Below are 18403 nucleotides of genomic sequence, written 5' to 3' on the forward strand. Positions count from 1 at the left end.
CCCCCTTTTTGTGTGCCATTTGGCCAGACCATCAAAGCGGCCGATCTTTCATTCGGTCTGACCGCCCGAATTGCCTGGCTCCTCCTCATTTCGACCGCTTTCTCCAGCTCTTGGCGCCTTTATGCCGTGCAAAATGAAATCAACGAAAATATCCGTCAGTTCTTCTTCAGAGATGCCTTCGTCAGGCCGGAACCAATAATAGCTCCAGTTGGTAATGCCGAGCAGGCCGAACGTAATCATTTCTGCATGAAGCGACGGCTTGAATTCGCCGCGCGCCATTCCGTCCCGAATAAGCTGTTCATACCGCTTGCGAAACAACCGCCGCTTGGCGCGGATTTCCTCTAAATGGTCGTCAGCCAAATGCCGCATCTCACGGAAGAAAATGCGGGCGCTTTTCTTCCGTGTGCGGATATGGCAGATGACCATATGGACGATGGCCCGCAATTTCTCCGTGCAGCTTTTCTCAAGATCTTGGACAATGCAAGCTTGCTGCCGAAGCAAATCGTCCAGATAGGAAACACAAATATCACATAGCAACTCCTCTTTGCTTTTGTAATAGTAGTAAAAGGCTCCCTTCGTTGCCCCGATCGCTTCGACGATTTCCTGCACCGACGTTTCTTTGAATCCTTTGCGTTCGAACAACTCTATGGCCACTTCCCTTAATTTTTCTTTCATCCTCCACGGTCTCCAATGCGTCATTCTCTCTCAATGATGGTCGCAATCCCTTGGCCGCCGCCGATGCACGCCGTAATCAGCGCATACTTCCCGCTGCGGCGTTTCAATTCATACACCGCTTTTGTGATCAAAATCGCCCCGGTCGCGCCAAGCGGATGGCCGTGGGCAATGGCGCCGCCGTTTATGTTCACTTTTTCCGGATCCATTTCAAGCTCGCGGTCGCAGGCGATCACTTGCGCGGCAAACGCTTCGTTGATTTCGATGATGTCCATCTCATCAAGCGTCAACCCCGCTTTTTCCAACACTTTTCTTGTCGCCGGCACCGGACCGATGCCCATGATGTTCGGGTCGACCCCGGCGACCGCATGGGCGCGGATGACGGCAAGCGGCTTTACGCCAAGCTCCTCTGCTTTTTCCCGCGACATGATGACGAGCGCCGACGCTCCGTCGTTCAATCCAGAACTGTTCCCGGCCGTCACCGTTCCGCCTTCCAAAAACGCCGGCGGCAGCTTCGACAGCGCTTCCATCGTCGTGTTCGGGCGCGGATGTTCATCCGTATCGAAGACGAACGGCTCGCCTTTTTTCACCGGAACGGTGATCGGCACGATTTGTTCGTCAAACCGCCCTTCCTGCATGGCGCGCGCCATGCGCTGTTGGCTGCGCAAGGCAAACGCGTCTTGTTCTTCACGGCTGATGCCGTACTTTTTCGCCAAATTCTCCGCCGTAATGCCCATCGGCGGGTCGCCAATCTCTTTTGGCGACAGCTGCGACTTGCGGAAGCTGGGCAGTGTTGAGCTGTACGGTTTTTCCGGGCGGTCCATCAAATACGGTGCGCGGCTCATGCTTTCCACACCGCCGGCGATATAGACGTCCCCGTCGCCGGCCCAAATGGCCTGCGCCGCCAACGCCACAGCGTTAATGCCCGAACCGCATTGGCGGTCAACGGTCAAACCTGTCAACTCTAGAGATAAGCCGGTTTGCAGCGCCGTCAGCCGGGCGATGTTGCCGCCGCCGCTTAGGACGTTGCCCATGATGACATCATCAACGTGCTCCGGGCCGATGTTCGCCCGCCGCATCGCTTCTTTGATCACTTCCGCACCGTAAATATGCGCCGGCAACGTCGCCAAAGCGCCTCCTTGGCGGGCAATGGCCGTCCGTACGGCCGACACAATGACGGCATCCCGTTTCATCGTCATTCCCCCTTGTTCGTTGTGAATACATCCCCGCAAACGGGCTGGCCCCCTCGCCCCGCTTACGGCTTCAGCTTTGGGGCCGCCCGTCTTTTTCACTCGTAAAGCGCAAAGACCGCTTCACCTTTGACGACTTCTTTGCCATGCTGATTGACGGCCGCGACGTCAAACCGAATCGTCTTGTCGCCTTTTTCCTTCACCGTTGCCTTTAAGGTGATGATATCATTTAAAAACACCATCGATTGAAAGCGGACAAAATAGTCCTGTACGAACCCTTCTTCGTAATACGGCGTAAACAGCTTTGCGAGGTTGCCCATCGTCCACATGCCGTGGGCGATAATGCCTGGAAGCCCTGCCTTTTTCGCCTCGTCGTCGATCGTATGGATCGGATTGTAGTCGCCTGATGCGCCGGCATATTTGATCAAATCGAGCCGGGACACCGGGGGAAGCGTCACGTCGGGAAGCGACTGCCCTACTTGCCAATCGCGGATCGTCGTCATACGCTCATCGCCTTTCTAACCGCCTCGTTGATGATGATCGTCGAGGTGGAAGTGAAAATGAGATTTCCGTCAGCATCCTCGCCGTTGTTGGCGATCACTAAAAAACCGAGCAAGCCCATGCTGCTTTGTTTTTCGTAATAATCTTTCACTTCCGCATAGCAGTACAGTTCTTCACCGACAAACAGCGGACGCTCATAATGGAAGCGCTGCTCGCCGTGAATGAGCCCTTTGGCCGGCAATTTCAATCCCTCAATGACGCCGTAGTCAAACACGCGCGGAAACGTCGGCGGGGCGATGTTGCGCCCGTAGCGCGACCGCTTCCCCGTCTCCTCATCCCAATAAATCGGATGAGGGTCGCCGATCGCCTCCGCAAACTTTTTCACCGCTCCGTGTTCAACGGTGTTTTTCACTTTCGCCGACCGTTTTCCGATGTCATGCTGGTACATCCCCGTCCCCCCTTAACATTTCGGGCCGCCGGCCACATACAGCACTTGGCCGTTAACAAACGACGACCGTTCGTCGGCGAAAAACGCGACTGCATGGGCGATGTCTTCCGGACGGCCGCTGCGTCCGACCGGGATGTTGGCGACGCTCGCCTCAATGAGCTGCTCAAACGAAATGCCAAGCCGCTCAGCGGTTGCCTTTGTCATATCGGTTTCAATGAATCCTGGAGCGATGGCGTTCGTCGTAATGCCGAACTTGCCGAGCTCGATCGCCAACGTTTTCGTAAACCCTTGAATGCCGGCTTTCGCCGCCGAATAGTTCGCCTGGCCGCGGTTTCCGAGCGCGGAGGTCGACGAAATGTTGATGATGCGCCCGTACCCTTTTTCGACCATATATTTTTGCGCGGCGCGGGCGCAATAAAACGCCCCTTTCAAATGAACGTCCATGACCGTTTGCCAGTCGTCGTCCGTCATTTTAAAGAGCAAGTTGTCGCGGATGACGCCGGCGTTGTTGACAAGAATATCAAGCGAGCCGAACCGGTCGACGACCTCTTGCATCGTCGTTTCCACTTGTTCGCGGTCGGTGACGCTCGCCACCTTGGCGTACACGTCATACCCTTTCTCCCGCAGCTCGGCAGCCGTCGCTTCAAGCGCTTCTTCATTTAAATCGATGAATGCCACTTTCGCCCCTTCTTCCGCGAAGCGGGTGACGATCGCCTTGCCGATGCCGCGGCTTCCTCCGGTCACAAACGCCACTCTTCCTGCAAACCGTTGGCTCATCGTGTTCTCCTCCCTTTCGATAACGCTTTCATTTTTCAGATGAACTGACCAAGTTTGACATGCCCTTTAATCAAGTTGCGAGCGATAATGAGGCGCTGAATTTCATCCGTGCCGTCGTAAATGCGCCACAGCCGCGCTTCGCGATACCAACGCTCGATCGGCATTTCCTTCGTATAGCCCATGCCGCCGTGGATTTGCATGACGCGGTCAACGACGCGATTGCCCATGTTCGCGCCAAACAGTTTCGCCATCGATGCCAAGTGGCGGTTGTCCTCCCCTTGGTCGAGCGTAAACGCCGCATTTAACACCAGCCATTTGGCCGCTTCGATTTCCACCGCTGAATCGGCGATCATCCATTGGATTGCTTGCCGCTCGGCGATCGGCTTGCCAAACGTGACGCGCTCTTTCGCATAATCAATCGCCATCTGCAGCAGCCGCTCCGCCGCCCCGACCGCACGGGCGCCGACGACCCAGCGCGCATAGCCGATCCACTCAAGTCCAAGCTTGTAACCGTAGTGCAGCTCGCCTAAAATGTTTTCTTCCGGCACGCGCACGTTTTCGAAAATCAAGCTGGCTGGCGTCGACGGCCCCATCGTATAAATCGGTTCGGAGCGCCAGCCCATCTCGCGGTCAACGATAAAGCACGTCACCCCTTCGCGCCCGTTCGTCGCCTGATGCCGCTCTTTGTCGGTGATGGCGATCACCATCACGAAATCGGCGTCATTGCCGCCGGTGATGAACGTTTTTTCCCCGTTCAACACCCATTCATCGCCATCTTTGACCGCCGTCATTTTGATGTTGCGCGTATCGGACCCCGCCCCTGGCTCGGTCATGGCGAAACACGATTTTTTCTCGCCGTTGATCGTCGGGATCAAGTATTTTTTCTTCTGCTCCTCATTCGCATAATACAAAATGTTGTCCGCCGACCCGCCGAACTGGAACGGAACGAGCGTTTTCGACACTTCCATTAGGACGATCGCCTGCATGACGTGGCCCAAGTTCGCGCCGCCGTATTCCTCCGGCGTGTTGATCCCCCAAAAACCCGCTTCTTTCGCTTTTAATTGCAATTCTTTCAATTTCTCCGGCGCAAGCCCGGGCTTTCCTTCTCGCTCATTGCGCAATACTTCATTTTCGAGCGGCATCAATTCTTTTTCGACAAACTTGCGGATCGCTTTTTGCACCATGCGCTGCTCGTCTGTTAAGCGCAAATACATGATGGTCCCCTCCGTTTTCTGTTACGCCTTTATGCTCGGCTCCACTCATCAAAATACCAACCGGTTGGTATGTTATCTTTATTATATTAGAATGTTCTGAAAAGTACAATGCCTTTTTTGATTTTTTGTCCAACGGGAAAACGCCATATGTGTTCTCCCGTTGGCATGGAATCTATCGATCTATTCCGCCTGTAGTTGCTTGCGCACGTTGGCGACCGTTTCTCCGATTCCGCCATAAATGACAAGGTCAAACATCCCATCCATTCTTGTCGCTGTTTTGTTAATCAATACTTTCCTTGTTGCCGGCGATTCGGCGGCGACATAAAACGGGATTTGATTCACGGGCGCCACTTCCAAACTTGTTCCCATGGCCAGAAGCAAGTCGCTTTCCGCCGCTCTAGCGAATGCTTCTTCGATACGAGGAACGAGCCCGCCAAACAAAACGACATCCGGTTTGACAATCGTCTGGCACTTTTCGCAGCGCGGCACCTCGTGGCGGTTGATAAACGACAGATCATACTTGTTGCCGCATGACGGGCATGTCGCCGTCTGCAGCGTGCCGTGCAGCTCAATGACATTCGTGCTCCCTGCTTTTGTATGCAGCCCGTCAATATTTTGCGTCAAAATCGTCACCGTCTTGCCCATCTCCTCAAGCCAGCGGAGAAACCGATGCCCATCATTCGGGGCAAAGCCGCCCATCATTTTTAATGAAAACATCCGCTTGAATCGACGCCAAAAATCAGCCGGATCTTTCTTATAGTAATGCTCTGACAAATAATATTCGACATGGTCCTCTTGGGCATAAAGGCCGTTTTCGCTGCGAAAATCAGGAATGCCGGATTCCGTGCTCATCCCCGCCCCGGTCAGGACGGCGATCGTATTCGCCTCTTTGATCCATTGCGCCAGTTGCCGGATTTGGTCCATCCTCGTTCTCTCCTTTCCTACGAACCTCTTGGTTTTGCCAGTCTCGCCTTCGGTTCTTTTCGAGGCCATAACGTATAGCTGAAACTCCAGACAAAATCAATCACTAAAACCAATGTCCAACGGACTGGCATAGTTTTCTCACAAATGGAATCGCCTGCAAGAAAAACCCCTCTTCCGAACGAAGAGAGGCTACCGTAAATTGAACCCTTTCCCTTCCACAAACTCCTTCATGTACATCCGGACTTGGCGGCTGAGCGTATCGGCCATCTGCCCGGTCCATGTGTCGCGGCGGCGGCCGTTTGTCCGCTGCTCATAATACGCCGAAACCGTTTCGTTGTAGCGTTGCAATTGTTCGAGGAATCGGGCGCGGTCTTGGTTGTATTCGTCCTCATGATAAACGTGTTCAAACGGCAGCCGCGGCTTTGGATCCGGCGTTTGCGCAGGATAGCCGACGGCAAGCCCGAACAGCGGAATGACCCGTTTCGGTATGTTAAGCAGTTGGCATACTTCCGGCAGGTTGTTGCGCAGCCCGCCAATGTAGCAGATGCCAAGCCCCATCGACTCCGCGGCAATGGCGGCGTTTTGCGCCGCAAGCGCCGTGTCAATCAGCGCAACCATAAACTTTTCCGTACTCTCAAGCGATGGAAGCACGTCTTTTCCTTCTAGCTCGCCAATGAGCTCATGGCGGTGAAAATCAGCGCAAAAGACAAAGAAATGGCCGTTACGCTCGACATAGGATTGATTTCCCGCCAGCTCGGCGAGCTTCCGTTTTTTCTCCGGATCTTTCACCCCGATGATCGAGTACGCTTGAACATAGCTTGAAGTCGATGCCGCCTGGGCGCATTCGACGATCGTGCGGATTTGTTCATCCGTCAACGGCCGGTCTTCAAACCGGCGGATCGAACGGTGCTGGAGAATCGTTTCGATGACTTGGTTCATGACTATGTCCTCCTTGAACAGCCCAACGGCTTCTTTTTGTGAACATGATAACAAAAAAGAAAGAGCCATACAACGAATCGGCTCTTTCCCTTCCATTATCGCCCAAACCGCCCTTCCTGGTAATCGCGGATCGCTTCGCGGATTTGTTCCGGCGTGTTCATGACGAACGGCCCGTAGGCGACGACCGGTTCGTTCACCGGCTCGCCGGCGTAAAGAAGAAGGCGCAGCTTTTCACGCGCGGTCACCTGCAGCTCCGTTTCTTCGCCGCGGTCGTGGCGGCTGAAAAACAGCGTTTGCCCGGCTTTTCCTTCCGTCTTGTCGGCGCCAAACATGCCGCTGCCTTCTAAAATGTACAAAAAGCCGTTGTAATGGCCCGGCAAGTCTTGCGCCACCGTCGCCCCCGGCTCCACCGTCATGTCGACCATCGTCACCGGGACGATGTTTTTCGTCGGCGCTTTGACGCCTTTCGATGAGCCGGAAAAGACGCGGATCACCGCCCCTTCCTCTTTTCGCACCGGCATGTCCTCGGCGCGCAAGTTTTGGTAGCGCGGCTCGGTCATTTTATGCGTGCTCGGCAAGTTGATCCAAAGCTGCAGGCTGTGCACCGTCGAACCGGGAGCCGGGTCTTCTTTATGGACGACGCCGCGGCCGGCCGTCATCCATTGCACATCCCCGGGGCCGAGCGTGCCGTGGCCGGCTTTGCTGTCAAAATGTTCGAGCTCGCCGCTGATCACGTACGTCACCGTCTCGATGCCGCGGTGCGGGTGGACATCAAAGGTTCCGCGCTCGAAAATATCTTCCATCATCAGCAAAAACGGATCATACTCTTGCCAGTTCCCAGGCTCCAGCACAGGCCCGCTTCGGTGAATCGGGCTGTTGGCGGTGATTTGCACCGTCTTGATATGGCGAATGCGGCGTTGAACAGCCATATGGATCCTCCTTCTTGTTTTTCCTCTCCCGCTGCCGTCGGGAGACAGACGCCAGCATCATCGAACCGCGTCCCCTTCTAGCGTATCCGATTCATCCAAAAACAGGCAAATGATCTGCTTACCGTGTTGCCCGTGAACTACCCCCACTTAATTTTCTAGCGAAAATTTGAAGTGGGGGCTTCCAAAGAAGTTTGACTGCTTCAAGCAATCCTTATTCTTTGAGGCGTGTCCACTTCGCCGCTAGAGCATAAGACACTCAGGTCTACAGCTTTACTTTTCTTTAAGATGTTTAATGCGCCATTGACATCAGCATTAATTAGTTTGCCAGACTTTGTTCGATACAAGCCGCGCTTAATACGTTTGCCGCTGAACTTATATTCTTTTGGATTGTCGGCATTATATTCAGGAATCTCATCGCCGTCAAAAAAGCTGGCTTGAGACGTATAGGATTCTTCCTGTTTCAAGAATTCAATGCCGTAAAATTCACAAAGATATTCTAGTTTTTCTTTTATGTTACCGAGAGGAATATTGACAAAGTTTTGATTTGTCTTTTTTCCTAGATTCATATTGCGTTGCCATGTTTCCGCATAGCCAATGACAAGTTTGCCAATTTGATTTTCAATACAGTAGTTAATGATGTAACGGCAAGTCTTGTTGATATAATCATTCACTTTATTATTGCGATTCATAGCAAGCAAAGCCTGTTTACGAGTGGTGCCTTTGATTTTTTGCTTATCTTTTATGCTTTGAAGTCTGGCATTTTCTTTGTTAAACCATTGATTTATACTTTTTAATCTCCGCCCATCAATGATGAACGATCTGCCGTCTGATGTGACACAAGTGGCAAGATTATTTAATCCTAAATCAATCGCCAGTGCTTTTTGGTCATTTAATTCTCTTTGATCTTCAGGCATTTCATATTTATACTGAATCTCAAAGAACCTGGCATGATGCTTAGGAATGATTTCAATCTGCTTAATCTTTTTGTCCAGTAACACAGGCGGAATCGTTATCGTGATAGGCTTGTGAGTCTTTTTAAATAGGCGAGAATACGGTATCGTGAATTTGTTGCCGTCTATACGAATCTGGCCAATGATCAGTGAATGAAAGCCATTTTTTTTAAGATATTTTGGAATACTGATAGCCTTGTGGTCATATTTTCCTTGTTTGGCAAGACTGATCAAACCAAAGAAAGATTTAAAGGCTTCATTGACCTTTTTTAAAATTTGCTGTGCCATGTTGCTGTTTAACAGCTTATAGTTTTCGTTAGTTTTTGCAAGATGATAGTTTTTCTCATAATTAAGAAATTCCTTGTGTTCAAAATAGTATTGTCTGACATGGTACAATCCGACGTTGTACATGTTCTTGGCAATATGGCACAGTTCTCGAAGAGTCAAGTATTCTTCTTTGGTCAAACCATTTAGCTGTTGTTTGATACAAAAATACATTTTTTCACCTCCCATCTAACTATATTATACTATATTTTACTGAATCTATCCTGAAAACACCATTTAAGACAAAAAACGGAGCCCACCTAGCCTTCGGAATCGTATTCCAAAGGAAGGTATTTCAGTATATATATGGTTAATAAGTGCTATGCACTCGTTTTTTCTAGTTTCACTTCGTACCCTAACCCCTCTAATCGTTTCACCGTTTGACGCACGATGCTCGCTTCTCGCTGCCGATCCCAGTAGTCGGCTCCCAACTCTCTATACGGTTCCTTTCGAGTTAAGATATAATAGATCATTTCTAAAATCGTTCTCCCGACCGCGACACTCGCTCGATTCGCTCCTCTTCGTTTGGCGATCCGATGATACTTGGCCGATAGGTACGTGTTCTTCGTTCGGGCGGCGGCACGGGCGCATTCCACGAGGCACGACCTCAGCTTCTTGTTCCCTTTCCTCGTTCGACCTGACAACCGTTTCCCTGCACTCTCATGATTCCCGGGAGCCATTCCGGCCCATGAGGCCAAGTGCGCGGCGGTAGGGAACCGGCTCATATCCGTCCCGATTTCCGCTGCAATTTGTTCCGCGCTTTGCCGCCCCACTCCCGGGATCGTATCGATGAGCTCCAGCGCTTCATGAAAAGGGCTCGTTCGTTCCTCAATTTCCCGATCCAACCGGGCAATCGCTTCATCTAAATACTCCACATGACGCCATTGCTCGGCCAGCATCATGCGTTGATGCGGCCCCATCACTCCTTTCAATGCGCGCCGGAGCTCTTCCGTTTTTTGTTTCAGCCGCCCTTTGGCGAGCTGGGCGAGGGCCGCCGGATCGTCCTTTCCTTCGATAAGGGCGCGAATGATGAGCCGGGCCGACATCCCGTTGATGTCGGATACGACCGAAGAAAGCTTGATATTGGCTCCTTCCAGCACTTTTTGGATGCGGTTGAGCTCCCGTGCCCGTTCCTCGATCAAACTGCGCCGATAACGGACCAGTTCCCGGAGCTCCCGCTGAGCCCGATGAGGGATGTAACTCCCTTTTAGCAATCCATGGCGAAGTAAGTCCGCGATCCATTCGGCATCTTTGACATCGGTCTTTCGCCCGGGAACCGCTTTGATGTGTTGGGCATTGACGACAAGCACTTCGATCGGCTCTGCTTCGAGGAGATTATACACTGGCTTCCAATATACGCCCGTCGACTCCATGGCAACGTGCGTCACCTTTTTTTCTTTCAGCCAATCCACCAACTCCTCGAGATCGTCGGTCAGCGTACCAAACGTGCGAATCTCTTTTCCTTCAGGGGTAAGGGCGCAAGCCGTAATCGATTGCTTATGCACGTCCAATCCGCAACAGCGTTCATACAAGACGCGCATCGGTCTTCCTCCCTGCTTCGTTCTCAAAAACAGCTGGTGCAGCAGCCTTTGTTCAAGCATTCTATCCTGCGTGCTTCCCTCAAGGGAGCGACATTCCGTGGTGCACCAGACTACTGGGGTCTGTCTATCCTTCGGACTTTTACGTACCATAGATACAACGACCTCATGACCCCAGCTGCAAGGAGACCATTCGACAGAAGGTTGTTTTCATCCTTCCGATGGTGACGAAATTTTTTTGTCATGGGAGTCTATCCTATTTTCAGCAAAATATAGTTAAGGCGATTCATCTCCCACTTACTCCGCTTCGCTTCGTTGAAGTGGGAGTCTTCTCGCCTAATTAAGATAAAAAAAACGAGCCTTTTACGAGGCCCGCTCCGCCAATCCACGGATGAATGCGTATGTGTTCGGCGCTGCCGCCCGCAGCGTGTGCCGCGTCTCTTCACTTGCGTAATAATAGGCAAACGACTCGGCAAAATACTCTTCTGGATAGGTCAAAAAATAAGATTCGCCAGGAAAAAGCCGCGGCGCCTCCTCCCGCCAAATCGCTTGAAATTCGTCCGTTTCATGAATGCGGTCAAATACGATGTAATCGAGCGAATGAGCAAACTCATGCAGCTCCAAATTGACCGAGCCGTGTCCTTTCCCTTTTTCGCTATGGCCGAGACGGACGAGCACCAAATGCGACCCGCCGATGCCCGGCACGTCATCCCATGTTTTGGATCCCGGCGCATAGCCGCGCGGGGTTTTCCCACGCAAGTGGCGGGCCGTCGGCTCATCGGTGATCGGGCCGGTCAACAGTTGGATGTAAATATGGTGGTCCGCCGCCTGCTCTAAAATCGTGCGATCAATGCGGGCGAGCGTCCGGATCATTTCATTCGCTTCAGAGGCGGAAAACTCCGTCTCCGGCACGATGATGATGCGGCCAAGCACATCATGAGACGGAACACCCCTAAGACCAAGGCTGCTTTCTTCAAGCAGCACGCCGTGGGCGGCCGGGTACGGCGAAAGCGATAGAAGCGGAATCGCGAACAGCGCTGCCAACAAACTAGTCCACAATCGTTTCATGGTGTTCCCCCGCTTCTTTTATTCTATGAAAATGATATCATAGAACGAAGCAGGGAAAAAACGCGCAAAATCAGGAAAGAACCGCAAGCGGTTTATGTGCGCCAATTCGGCGGCGTATTTTTGGACCAGTAGATTTTCCCGAGTTCATAGTGAGCTTGAAAGCCATCATCGCAAGTATGATAGTGAAATTGAAACCAGTACCCGTCCTGCGGCGGGTGTTCGCGGCGGACGTGAAAGCGGACGAGATCTTCTCCTGTGTCCATGCGATACAAATGGAAAATGCGTTCCCCTTGCCCGCCGGACGGATTTTCCGATACGGCCAAATAACGGAGCTCTTCTTCCGGACAGCGTTCAGCCAGCCCGGCAATCACCTCTTCGATGCGCGGCAAGATGACGGTGCGAAATTCATCTTCAATAACCGGGGCGATTTTGCGGCCGAACTTTTCGTACGACTGCGCCACTGCCTTTTCCATCATCTCTTCGATAAACTGTTCACGAGTTAACGAAACAGAAACAGCTTCCGCCGCATGGTCTGCTTGGGAATGCTTCCAATCGGGAGACGGGGCGTCATCTGACGGCGGCTCTTTGGCCGCGAGCAGCGAAGCGGGCGGTGTGACGAGTCCAAACGTGCAGACGGTAATGGCGGCAACAAGCGTTTTTCGAAGCCAAGACGGCAGCTTCATCGCCTTCACCTCCCACTACCGCCGATCAGCGGCTAAAGACGCAAACAAGCCGGTCGCTTTTAATTTGGCGACCGCCCGGCGCAACACCGCCTCCGGCTGGACGAGGGCGATGCGCACATAGCCCTCGCCGCTTGGCCCAAACGCGTGCCCGGGCGTGACGACGACGCCCGCTTGGTCGATGAGCGCCTTCGCAAACGAAAGCGATGTAAAGCCGTCCGGAATTTTCGCCCACACGAACATACCGGCTTGCGGACGGTCAACCGCCCAGCCGATGTCGGCCAACCCGTCAACGAGCGCATCGCGGCGCGATTGATAGATCGCGCGGCTTTCGGCGCAAAAGTCGGCCCCATGACGCAGCACTTCGGCCGCCGTTTTTTGAATCGGCCAAAAGACGCCATAATCCAAATTCGACTTAAACTCGGCGAACGTGCGAATCACCTCGGCATTTCCGCACAAATAGCCGACCCGGCAGCCGGCCATGTTGTAGCTTTTGGACAACGAATTGATCTCCACGCCAACGTCCTTTGCGCCTGGAACAGAAAGAAAACTCACCGGTTTGTTTCCGTCATAATACAGCTCGCCGTAAGCAAAATCGGACACAACGAGAATATCGTACCGCTTCGCAAACTCGACCACTTCGCGATAAAACGATTCTGTCGCTATAGCTGGAACTGGATTTCCAGGGAAGTTGATAAACATGATTGTCGCCCGTTTGGCAATGTCCTCCGGGATCGCACGCAAATCCGGCAAAAAGCGGTTTTCCTCCCTCAGCGGCAGAAAGTACGGCTCCGCTTCCGCCATTGCCACCCCCGCCGCATACGCCGGATACCCGGGATCCGGCAATAAAATGACATCCCCCGGGTCGGCAAACACCATCGGCAAATGCACGAGCCCGTCCTGTGATCCGATGACGTACGTTACTTCCGTCTCCGGATCGAGCACGACGCCATGCGCCGTGCGATAATAGTCGGCGACCGCTTCATGAAACTCGCGAATGCCCCTTAATGTGTAGCCGTACGCATTCGGCTCGTTGGCGTAGCGGGCGATCGCCTCACGCACAAACGGCGCCGGGGGCAAATCCGGGCTGCCGACGCTTAAATCGATCCACTCGTCATGAAGATGGCGCCGCTGTTGGCGATACGCCGCCAATTCGGCAAAAATCGATGCAGAAAATGCGTTCATTCGTTTCGCCCTTTTCATCGTCTTTCCTCTCCCTTGCCAAAACAAAAACCGCTTTTCCTTTTCACTTTTGTTCGTATATACTATGATTACATGAATAGTGTATCATATGTTCAAGGGGAAAACATAGACAGAAAGGCGGGAAAACAGCGATGACAACCATCTTTTTTGCGGCCAGCCTCATTACGTTGTTGTATTTCATTTACAGCTGCATCGCCAATGCCTGACGGCGGCAGCGAAAACGGAGCTCCGCACAGGAGCTCCGTTTTCTTTCAGTCGATTTTCGTTTTTTTACGCGCAGAATCAAGCTCGTAGGCGCCTGTTTCCGTTTGCGTCGTGCCTTGTCCCCTCACCTCCGGGGCGCTGACGCCCGTTTTCGAACGGTCTTTTTTCCGCTTCGGCACGCCGATCACCTCCGCCCTTATCGTTCCCCGGCGCCGGCAGCGGTATGCAAGGCCTGGGAAGGCATAAGGCATCAGTTACAATATTTGTCAAACGCAGCCAAAATGTTTTCCATCACGTCCTCCATCGAGTGAAACTCGATGTCTTCGCGCGGGATAAAATGAACAACTTCCTTTCCTTTTAAGAGCGCCATCGACGGCGAGGACGGCGCATAGCCGACAAAGTACTCGCGCATTTTCGCCGTCGCCTCTTTGTCTTGGCCGGCGAATACCGTCACAAGATGATCCGGCTTTTTCTCGCTCCTAAGCACCGCCTGCGTCGCGGCCGGGCGCGCCAGTCCGGCGGCGCAGCCGCACACTGAGTTGACAAAGACAAACGTCGTTCCTTCCACTTGTTCCATAAACTGCTCGACTTCCTCACTCGTGCGCAATTCGCGGAAACCGGCGCGGACGAGCTCATCGCGCATCGGCTGCACGAGCTGACGCATATATTCTTCATATGCCATCGACATGGCCATCATCCCTCCATATGATCATCGTTGTGCTATCAGCATACTATACTTCGCACGAAAAAATCAATGAAGACGGCTGCCAGCGGCAAGTGAAAAGCCGATGGCCGGGGGAAGACGCCCCTCCAAATCAGCGCCGGCTGGGAAACAGCCGCAAACCCGAAAATGAAGTGGCTGCCGTCAGTGACTGCAGCGTGGAACATTCAAATAGAATGAACGTATCTTGAGCACAACCGTGACGACTTAACAAGAATCGCTTGTTTGGCCAAAGAAAGAGACGCGCCGGCCGGCGCGCCTTTTTTTATTTCTCCGTCTTGTTCTCTTTTTTTCGACTTTCCGTCATTTGCTTCCAGACGGAGCCTTTCGCCTCTTCGCTGCCTTCAATCCGTTCGATCGCCATTTTCACTTGCAAGCTGACCTCAAATTCCGGATCGTTTTCCGCCGCTTTTAACGCCGGCAAGGCCGATTCATCGCCGACTTCGTACAAAAACATAGCCGCGCGCCAACGAACGAGCTTGCTTTCGTCCTTGAGCGCCTCGATCATGGCCGGAATGGCGTCCGGGTCGCCGATGTCGGACAAACAGTCGCCGGCAGTGCGGCGGACAGCGACAGCCGGATCTTTTAGCGCTTCGTACAAATACGGAAGCACCTTTTTCCCGCCGATCATGCCAAGGTATGCCGTCGCCAGGCGGCGAATCGCCATTTTTTCATCTTTTAACGCTTTGGCCAGCACCGGAATATCGTCCTCGGTCGGCTCAGCCATTTGTTCGAGCGCGGCATACCGTTTGCGCCAGTCCGGGTCATCGAGCATCTCGCTTGTCACTTTGATGCCCGGCCGTTTTTGCGCCGTTTTTTCCAGCTCGCCGCGACGGAACATGTTGACGATTCGCTCGAGCCGCTCCGGCGGGTAGGCGGCTGACAGCTCGTCGACGATTTCGCGGCCGATTTCTTCGAACGTGCCGTAACGCACCCCTTTTTCGACCCATTTGCGCTCAAGCACAACATTTCCCGCGTATTTTTGCGCCTCAATGACTGCGTCCATAAACGGTTTCGGCAGCCCGACGCGGTGTTCGCGCTCCCCATCGACAAGCTTCACTTGCATCGGCAGACCGTACAGCATTTGCACGAACACTTTCACTTCGCCGAAATGTTCGTTTCCTTTCGGCTTTGTCTCGGCGCCGTCATCCACTTTCTCACCGAACACTTCGCGCACTTTCGTCAAAATGTCGCGCCAATCGTACTTCGGATGACGCTCGACGGCCAGAAAATCGGCGACATGGTAAATGCCTTTCACCCCTTCAATGCGCATGAGCGCCTGGATGATCGGCGGCGCGGCGGCGACGTTGTCCGGCTTGTAGTTATGGCTCGTGCCAAACGGCAGCTCTTCATCAAGCAGCACTTTCATCGTATTCGGGCTTGGCGTCGGCTCAATCGCTTGAATGCGCAAGCGTTACCCCTCCTTGCCTTACAGCAGCTTTTCAATTTCCTTTCTCAGCTCGCTTGGCTTTGTTTGCGGTGCGAAACGAGCTACAACCTTGCCGTTGCGGTCGACCAAAAACTTCGTGAAATTCCATTTGATCGCCTTTGTCCCCAACGCCCCCGGCGCCTCTTCTTTTAAATATTGAAACAATGGATGGGCGTGAGCGCCATTCACATCCACTTTCGCAAACAGCGGGAACGTCACGCCGTAATTCAACTGGCAAAATTGTTCAATTTCCTCTTCCGTCCCTGGCTCTTGGCCGCCGAACTGGTTGCACGGAAAGCCGAGCACCACAAACCCGCGATCACGATATTCGTCATACAGCTCCTGCAGTTCTTTATACTGCGGGGTAAAGCCGCAACGGCTCGCCGTGTTGACAATCAACAGCACGTTGCCTCGATAGACGGAAAGCGGTTGTTCCTCTCCGCGAATCGTTTTGACGCTGAATTCATACACACTCATCGTTCTCACCTCACCCCCATCATAGCCGATTTCTCCGGTTGTTTCCACTTTTTGCACCGTTACTGGCCGGCAAATGGCTGCAGCTGTTCGAGCGAGGAAATCATATACGGCACCATTTCCGGTAAATCGGCCGCGTTTTCTTCGTAAATAAGGCGGGCAAATTCGACCACGGCTTCATTTTCATACGAGCCGCGTTCATGCGGAAACGGAAAGCGGAGCGTTTGCCGAATGATTCGCTCCTTGCCCCAAATCGTCCGCAGCGTTCCTTCGATAAGCGCACAAACGGACAGGCGGCGCACCGGCAAGGCGAACGAGACCGCAAGCCGGCAGCCGGCCTGGCCGTGATGGAGCCGTTCATTCACCAGTTCGGCAAAATCGATCGTAAGCCGCACCGTGCAGACGACCGGCGGATCAGGCGCACCGGCCTGTTGAAAGGAAATGGCGTACTCGCGCGACAGGCGGGCCAAATCGGCGAGATCGCGGCGGTCGGTGACGGCAATGCGCCCTTGCAAGTCGGCATCATAGACGGCTCCTTCCAACACCGTTTTCAAATTGTCAAACGCCGTCGGATCCATTCGTTTCCCCCCTTATTTTCTTTCGCTGTTGAATGTCCACGAACGAAAAAATGAATTGAAGAAAGTCAATAAACTTTTTATAATGGAATTATTTAAAAAACGAGAACGAAACGGAGGGGACATCGTTGCCAATCAACATTCCAAAAGATTTGCCAGCAAAAGAAATCCTCGAACAAGAAAACATTTTCGTCATGGACGAAGAACGGGCGTATTCGCAAGATATCCGCCCGCTCAATATCGTTATTTTAAACTTAATGCCGGAAAAAGAAAAAGCGGAAACGCAGCTATTGCGCCTGCTCGGCAACTCGCCGCTGCAAGTGAACATCACCTTTTTGCGCCCGGCGACCCATGAGCCGAAAACGACAAGCAAACATCATTTAGAACAATTTTACACCATTTTCCCGCACATTCGCCATCGCAAGTTCGACGGGATGATCATCACCGGAGCGCCGGTCGAGCAAATGCCGTTTGAAGAGGTCAACTATTGGGGAGAATTGACGGAAATTATGGAATGGACGAAAACGAACGTCACGTCAACGTTGCACATTTGTTGGGGGGCACAAGCTGGCTTATACTATCACTACGGCATTCCGAAATACCCATTGCCGGAAAAATGCTTCGGTGTGTTCAACCATACGGTGGAAGTGAAAAACGTAAAACTATTGCGCGGTTTTGACGATGTGTTCCGCATGCCGCACTCCCGCCATACAGACGTCAAGCGCGAAGACATCGAAAAAGTGCCGGATCTCACCATTTTGTCCATGTCTGACAAAGCCGGCGTTTGCCTCGTCGCATCGAACGACGGGCGCCGCATTTTCTTAACGGGCCATCCAGAATATGATGCGACAACGCTCAAAGAAGAATATGAACGCGACTTGGCGAAAGGGCTGCCGATTCGCATCCCGGAATCATACTTTCCCAATGATGACCCAAGCCAGCCGCCGCTGAACACATGGCGCTCGCATGCCAATTTACTGTTTGTCAACTGGCTGAACTATTACGTGTATCAAGAAACGCCTTATGAATGGGAATGAAATCAATATATGCAATCATTTCACTTGAACCATCCCGAAAAAACGCCTTGCTGAAACATATGCAAGGCGTTTTTCTCATTTTGGACGATTGTTTTCGTGTTTCGACAATCGCCCTGTTCTTTTCGTTTTTTTGACATACAATACGATAGATTCCACCAGGAGGTGAACATGATGGGCGCTTGGCATGGAAACAGCTTTGCGTTGATTGTCGTTCTGTTTATTTTGTTGATTATTGTTGGATGTGCCTGCTTGGGCGGATATGCCTACTAACCGAAATCACTGATTGCCTTCATCCGGCCGGCTTGCAACGGGAACACGAACGCTTCCCGCTTTTTTTATGCTGGGCTGTAGACAACCATGCATAGGAATGAAAGCATCGTCCATGCTAAACGTATGACAACGGCAGCCAAAGGAGGTGGAGCTCATGACGAAACGCCCAAACAACGGCAGCCGCAATCAAAACGCGCCAACGCAAGATCCGATGGCCTTGCTTCGCGGCCCGGTTTCCGGCGATAACAGCAAAGGACGTCGGCAAAACAAAATCCAAAATGACAAAACCGATGAAAATGCCTAACCTGCAAAAAAGCGGCTAAAAAACGGCCGCTT

General features: G+C 52.6%; 22 protein-coding genes. 3 read left to right on the top strand and 19 right to left on the bottom strand.

The features are described 5' to 3' along the window. Positions 1-48 precede the first annotated feature (48 nt). The 19 genes from ACR1UW_RS10250 to ACR1UW_RS10340 all read right to left on the bottom strand — a co-directional run bounded on the left by ACR1UW_RS10250 (position 49) and on the right by ACR1UW_RS10340 (position 16763). The gene (locus tag ACR1UW_RS10250; RefSeq protein ID WP_498933183.1) at positions 49-675 is read right to left on the bottom strand and encodes a TetR/AcrR family transcriptional regulator; all 627 of its coding nucleotides are present in this window, start codon (positions 673-675) and stop codon (positions 49-51) included. Positions 676-695: 20 nt separating this feature from the next. Further along, positions 696-1865: a thiolase family protein gene (locus tag ACR1UW_RS10255; protein ID WP_237420297.1), complete on the bottom strand. Its 1170-nt coding sequence runs from the start codon at positions 1863-1865 to the stop codon at positions 696-698. Positions 1866-1960: 95 nt separating this feature from the next. Next, a complete protein-coding gene (locus tag ACR1UW_RS10260) occupies positions 1961-2365 on the bottom strand; it encodes a MaoC family dehydratase (protein WP_033011525.1) in 405 nt (134 codons plus the stop codon). Further along, positions 2362-2811 (bottom strand): MaoC family dehydratase N-terminal domain-containing protein, encoded by a 450-nt coding sequence (locus ACR1UW_RS10265; protein WP_015374783.1) that lies wholly within the window; start codon positions 2809-2811, stop codon positions 2362-2364. The genes ACR1UW_RS10260 and ACR1UW_RS10265 overlap by 4 nt, the downstream gene beginning before the upstream one ends. Before the next feature lie 12 nt (positions 2812-2823). After that, entirely contained in the window at positions 2824-3588 is a 765-nt protein-coding gene (gene fabG, locus ACR1UW_RS10270; RefSeq protein ID WP_498933186.1) for a 3-oxoacyl-ACP reductase FabG, read from the bottom strand. Between the two features lie 35 nt (positions 3589-3623). Then, positions 3624-4802, bottom strand: coding sequence for an acyl-CoA dehydrogenase family protein (locus tag ACR1UW_RS10275; RefSeq protein ID WP_063329650.1), 1179 nt, complete (start codon positions 4800-4802; stop codon positions 3624-3626). Between the two features lie 180 nt (positions 4803-4982). After that, positions 4983-5726, bottom strand: a complete 744-nt coding sequence (locus ACR1UW_RS10280; RefSeq protein ID WP_498933188.1) for an NAD-dependent protein deacylase — start codon at positions 5724-5726, stop codon at positions 4983-4985. A gap of 189 nt (positions 5727-5915) precedes the next feature. Next, positions 5916-6665, bottom strand: a complete 750-nt coding sequence (gene nfsA, locus ACR1UW_RS10285) for an oxygen-insensitive NADPH nitroreductase (RefSeq protein ID WP_498933191.1) — start codon at positions 6663-6665, stop codon at positions 5916-5918. A gap of 95 nt (positions 6666-6760) precedes the next feature. Continuing rightward, positions 6761-7594: a pirin family protein gene (locus ACR1UW_RS10290; protein WP_498933192.1), complete on the bottom strand. Its 834-nt coding sequence runs from the start codon at positions 7592-7594 to the stop codon at positions 6761-6763. Between the two features lie 200 nt (positions 7595-7794). After that, positions 7795-9042: an RNA-guided endonuclease InsQ/TnpB family protein gene (locus ACR1UW_RS10295; protein ID WP_498933194.1), complete on the bottom strand. Its 1248-nt coding sequence runs from the start codon at positions 9040-9042 to the stop codon at positions 7795-7797. 146 nt (positions 9043-9188) lie between these two features. Then, on the bottom strand, positions 9189-10409 hold the full coding sequence (locus ACR1UW_RS10300) for an IS110 family RNA-guided transposase (protein WP_327820755.1): 1221 nt from the start codon (positions 10407-10409) through the stop codon (positions 9189-9191). A gap of 360 nt (positions 10410-10769) precedes the next feature. Further along, positions 10770-11474 carry an anthrax toxin lethal factor-related metalloendopeptidase gene (locus tag ACR1UW_RS10305; protein ID WP_498933197.1) on the bottom strand — a complete coding sequence of 235 codons (705 nt, stop codon included), beginning with the start codon at positions 11472-11474 and terminating at the stop codon, positions 10770-10772. A gap of 92 nt (positions 11475-11566) precedes the next feature. Then, complete coding sequence (locus ACR1UW_RS10310; protein ID WP_498935299.1) at positions 11567-12151, bottom strand: YpjP family protein; 585 nt, start codon at positions 12149-12151, stop codon at positions 11567-11569. A gap of 21 nt (positions 12152-12172) precedes the next feature. Further along, on the bottom strand, positions 12173-13357 hold the full coding sequence (locus ACR1UW_RS10315) for an LL-diaminopimelate aminotransferase (protein WP_498933199.1): 1185 nt from the start codon (positions 13355-13357) through the stop codon (positions 12173-12175). A 251-nt stretch (positions 13358-13608) separates the two neighbouring features. Beyond that, on the bottom strand, positions 13609-13740 hold the full coding sequence (locus tag ACR1UW_RS10320) for a YuzL family protein (protein ID WP_080729592.1): 132 nt from the start codon (positions 13738-13740) through the stop codon (positions 13609-13611). A 71-nt stretch (positions 13741-13811) separates the two neighbouring features. After that, entirely contained in the window at positions 13812-14249 is a 438-nt protein-coding gene (locus ACR1UW_RS10325; RefSeq protein WP_033010047.1) for a BrxA/BrxB family bacilliredoxin, read from the bottom strand. Between the two features lie 298 nt (positions 14250-14547). Beyond that, positions 14548-15693 carry a conserved virulence factor C family protein gene (locus tag ACR1UW_RS10330; RefSeq protein WP_498933201.1) on the bottom strand — a complete coding sequence of 382 codons (1146 nt, stop codon included), beginning with the start codon at positions 15691-15693 and terminating at the stop codon, positions 14548-14550. Between the two features lie 18 nt (positions 15694-15711). Continuing rightward, entirely contained in the window at positions 15712-16188 is a 477-nt protein-coding gene (locus ACR1UW_RS10335; RefSeq protein WP_498933203.1) for a glutathione peroxidase, read from the bottom strand. A gap of 59 nt (positions 16189-16247) precedes the next feature. Further along, the gene (locus tag ACR1UW_RS10340; protein WP_237420346.1) at positions 16248-16763 is read right to left on the bottom strand and encodes a hypothetical protein; all 516 of its coding nucleotides are present in this window, start codon (positions 16761-16763) and stop codon (positions 16248-16250) included. Between the two features lie 125 nt (positions 16764-16888). Between ACR1UW_RS10340 and metA the strand changes: the two genes are divergently transcribed. From metA to ACR1UW_RS10355, 3 genes are all read left to right on the top strand, one after another. Then, positions 16889-17797 carry a homoserine O-acetyltransferase MetA gene (gene metA, locus ACR1UW_RS10345; RefSeq protein ID WP_061567748.1) on the top strand — a complete coding sequence of 303 codons (909 nt, stop codon included), beginning with the start codon at positions 16889-16891 and terminating at the stop codon, positions 17795-17797. 171 nt (positions 17798-17968) lie between these two features. After that, the gene (locus ACR1UW_RS10350; RefSeq protein WP_011231280.1) at positions 17969-18067 is read left to right on the top strand and encodes a YjcZ family sporulation protein; all 99 of its coding nucleotides are present in this window, start codon (positions 17969-17971) and stop codon (positions 18065-18067) included. A 154-nt stretch (positions 18068-18221) separates the two neighbouring features. Next, positions 18222-18371 carry a hypothetical protein gene (locus tag ACR1UW_RS10355; protein ID WP_011231282.1) on the top strand — a complete coding sequence of 50 codons (150 nt, stop codon included), beginning with the start codon at positions 18222-18224 and terminating at the stop codon, positions 18369-18371. The last annotated feature ends 32 nt before the right edge of the window (positions 18372-18403 follow it).

Source organism: Geobacillus lituanicus (genome assembly GCF_050994965.1).
Taxonomy (GTDB): Bacteria; Bacillota; Bacilli; order Bacillales; family Anoxybacillaceae; genus Geobacillus; species Geobacillus stearothermophilus.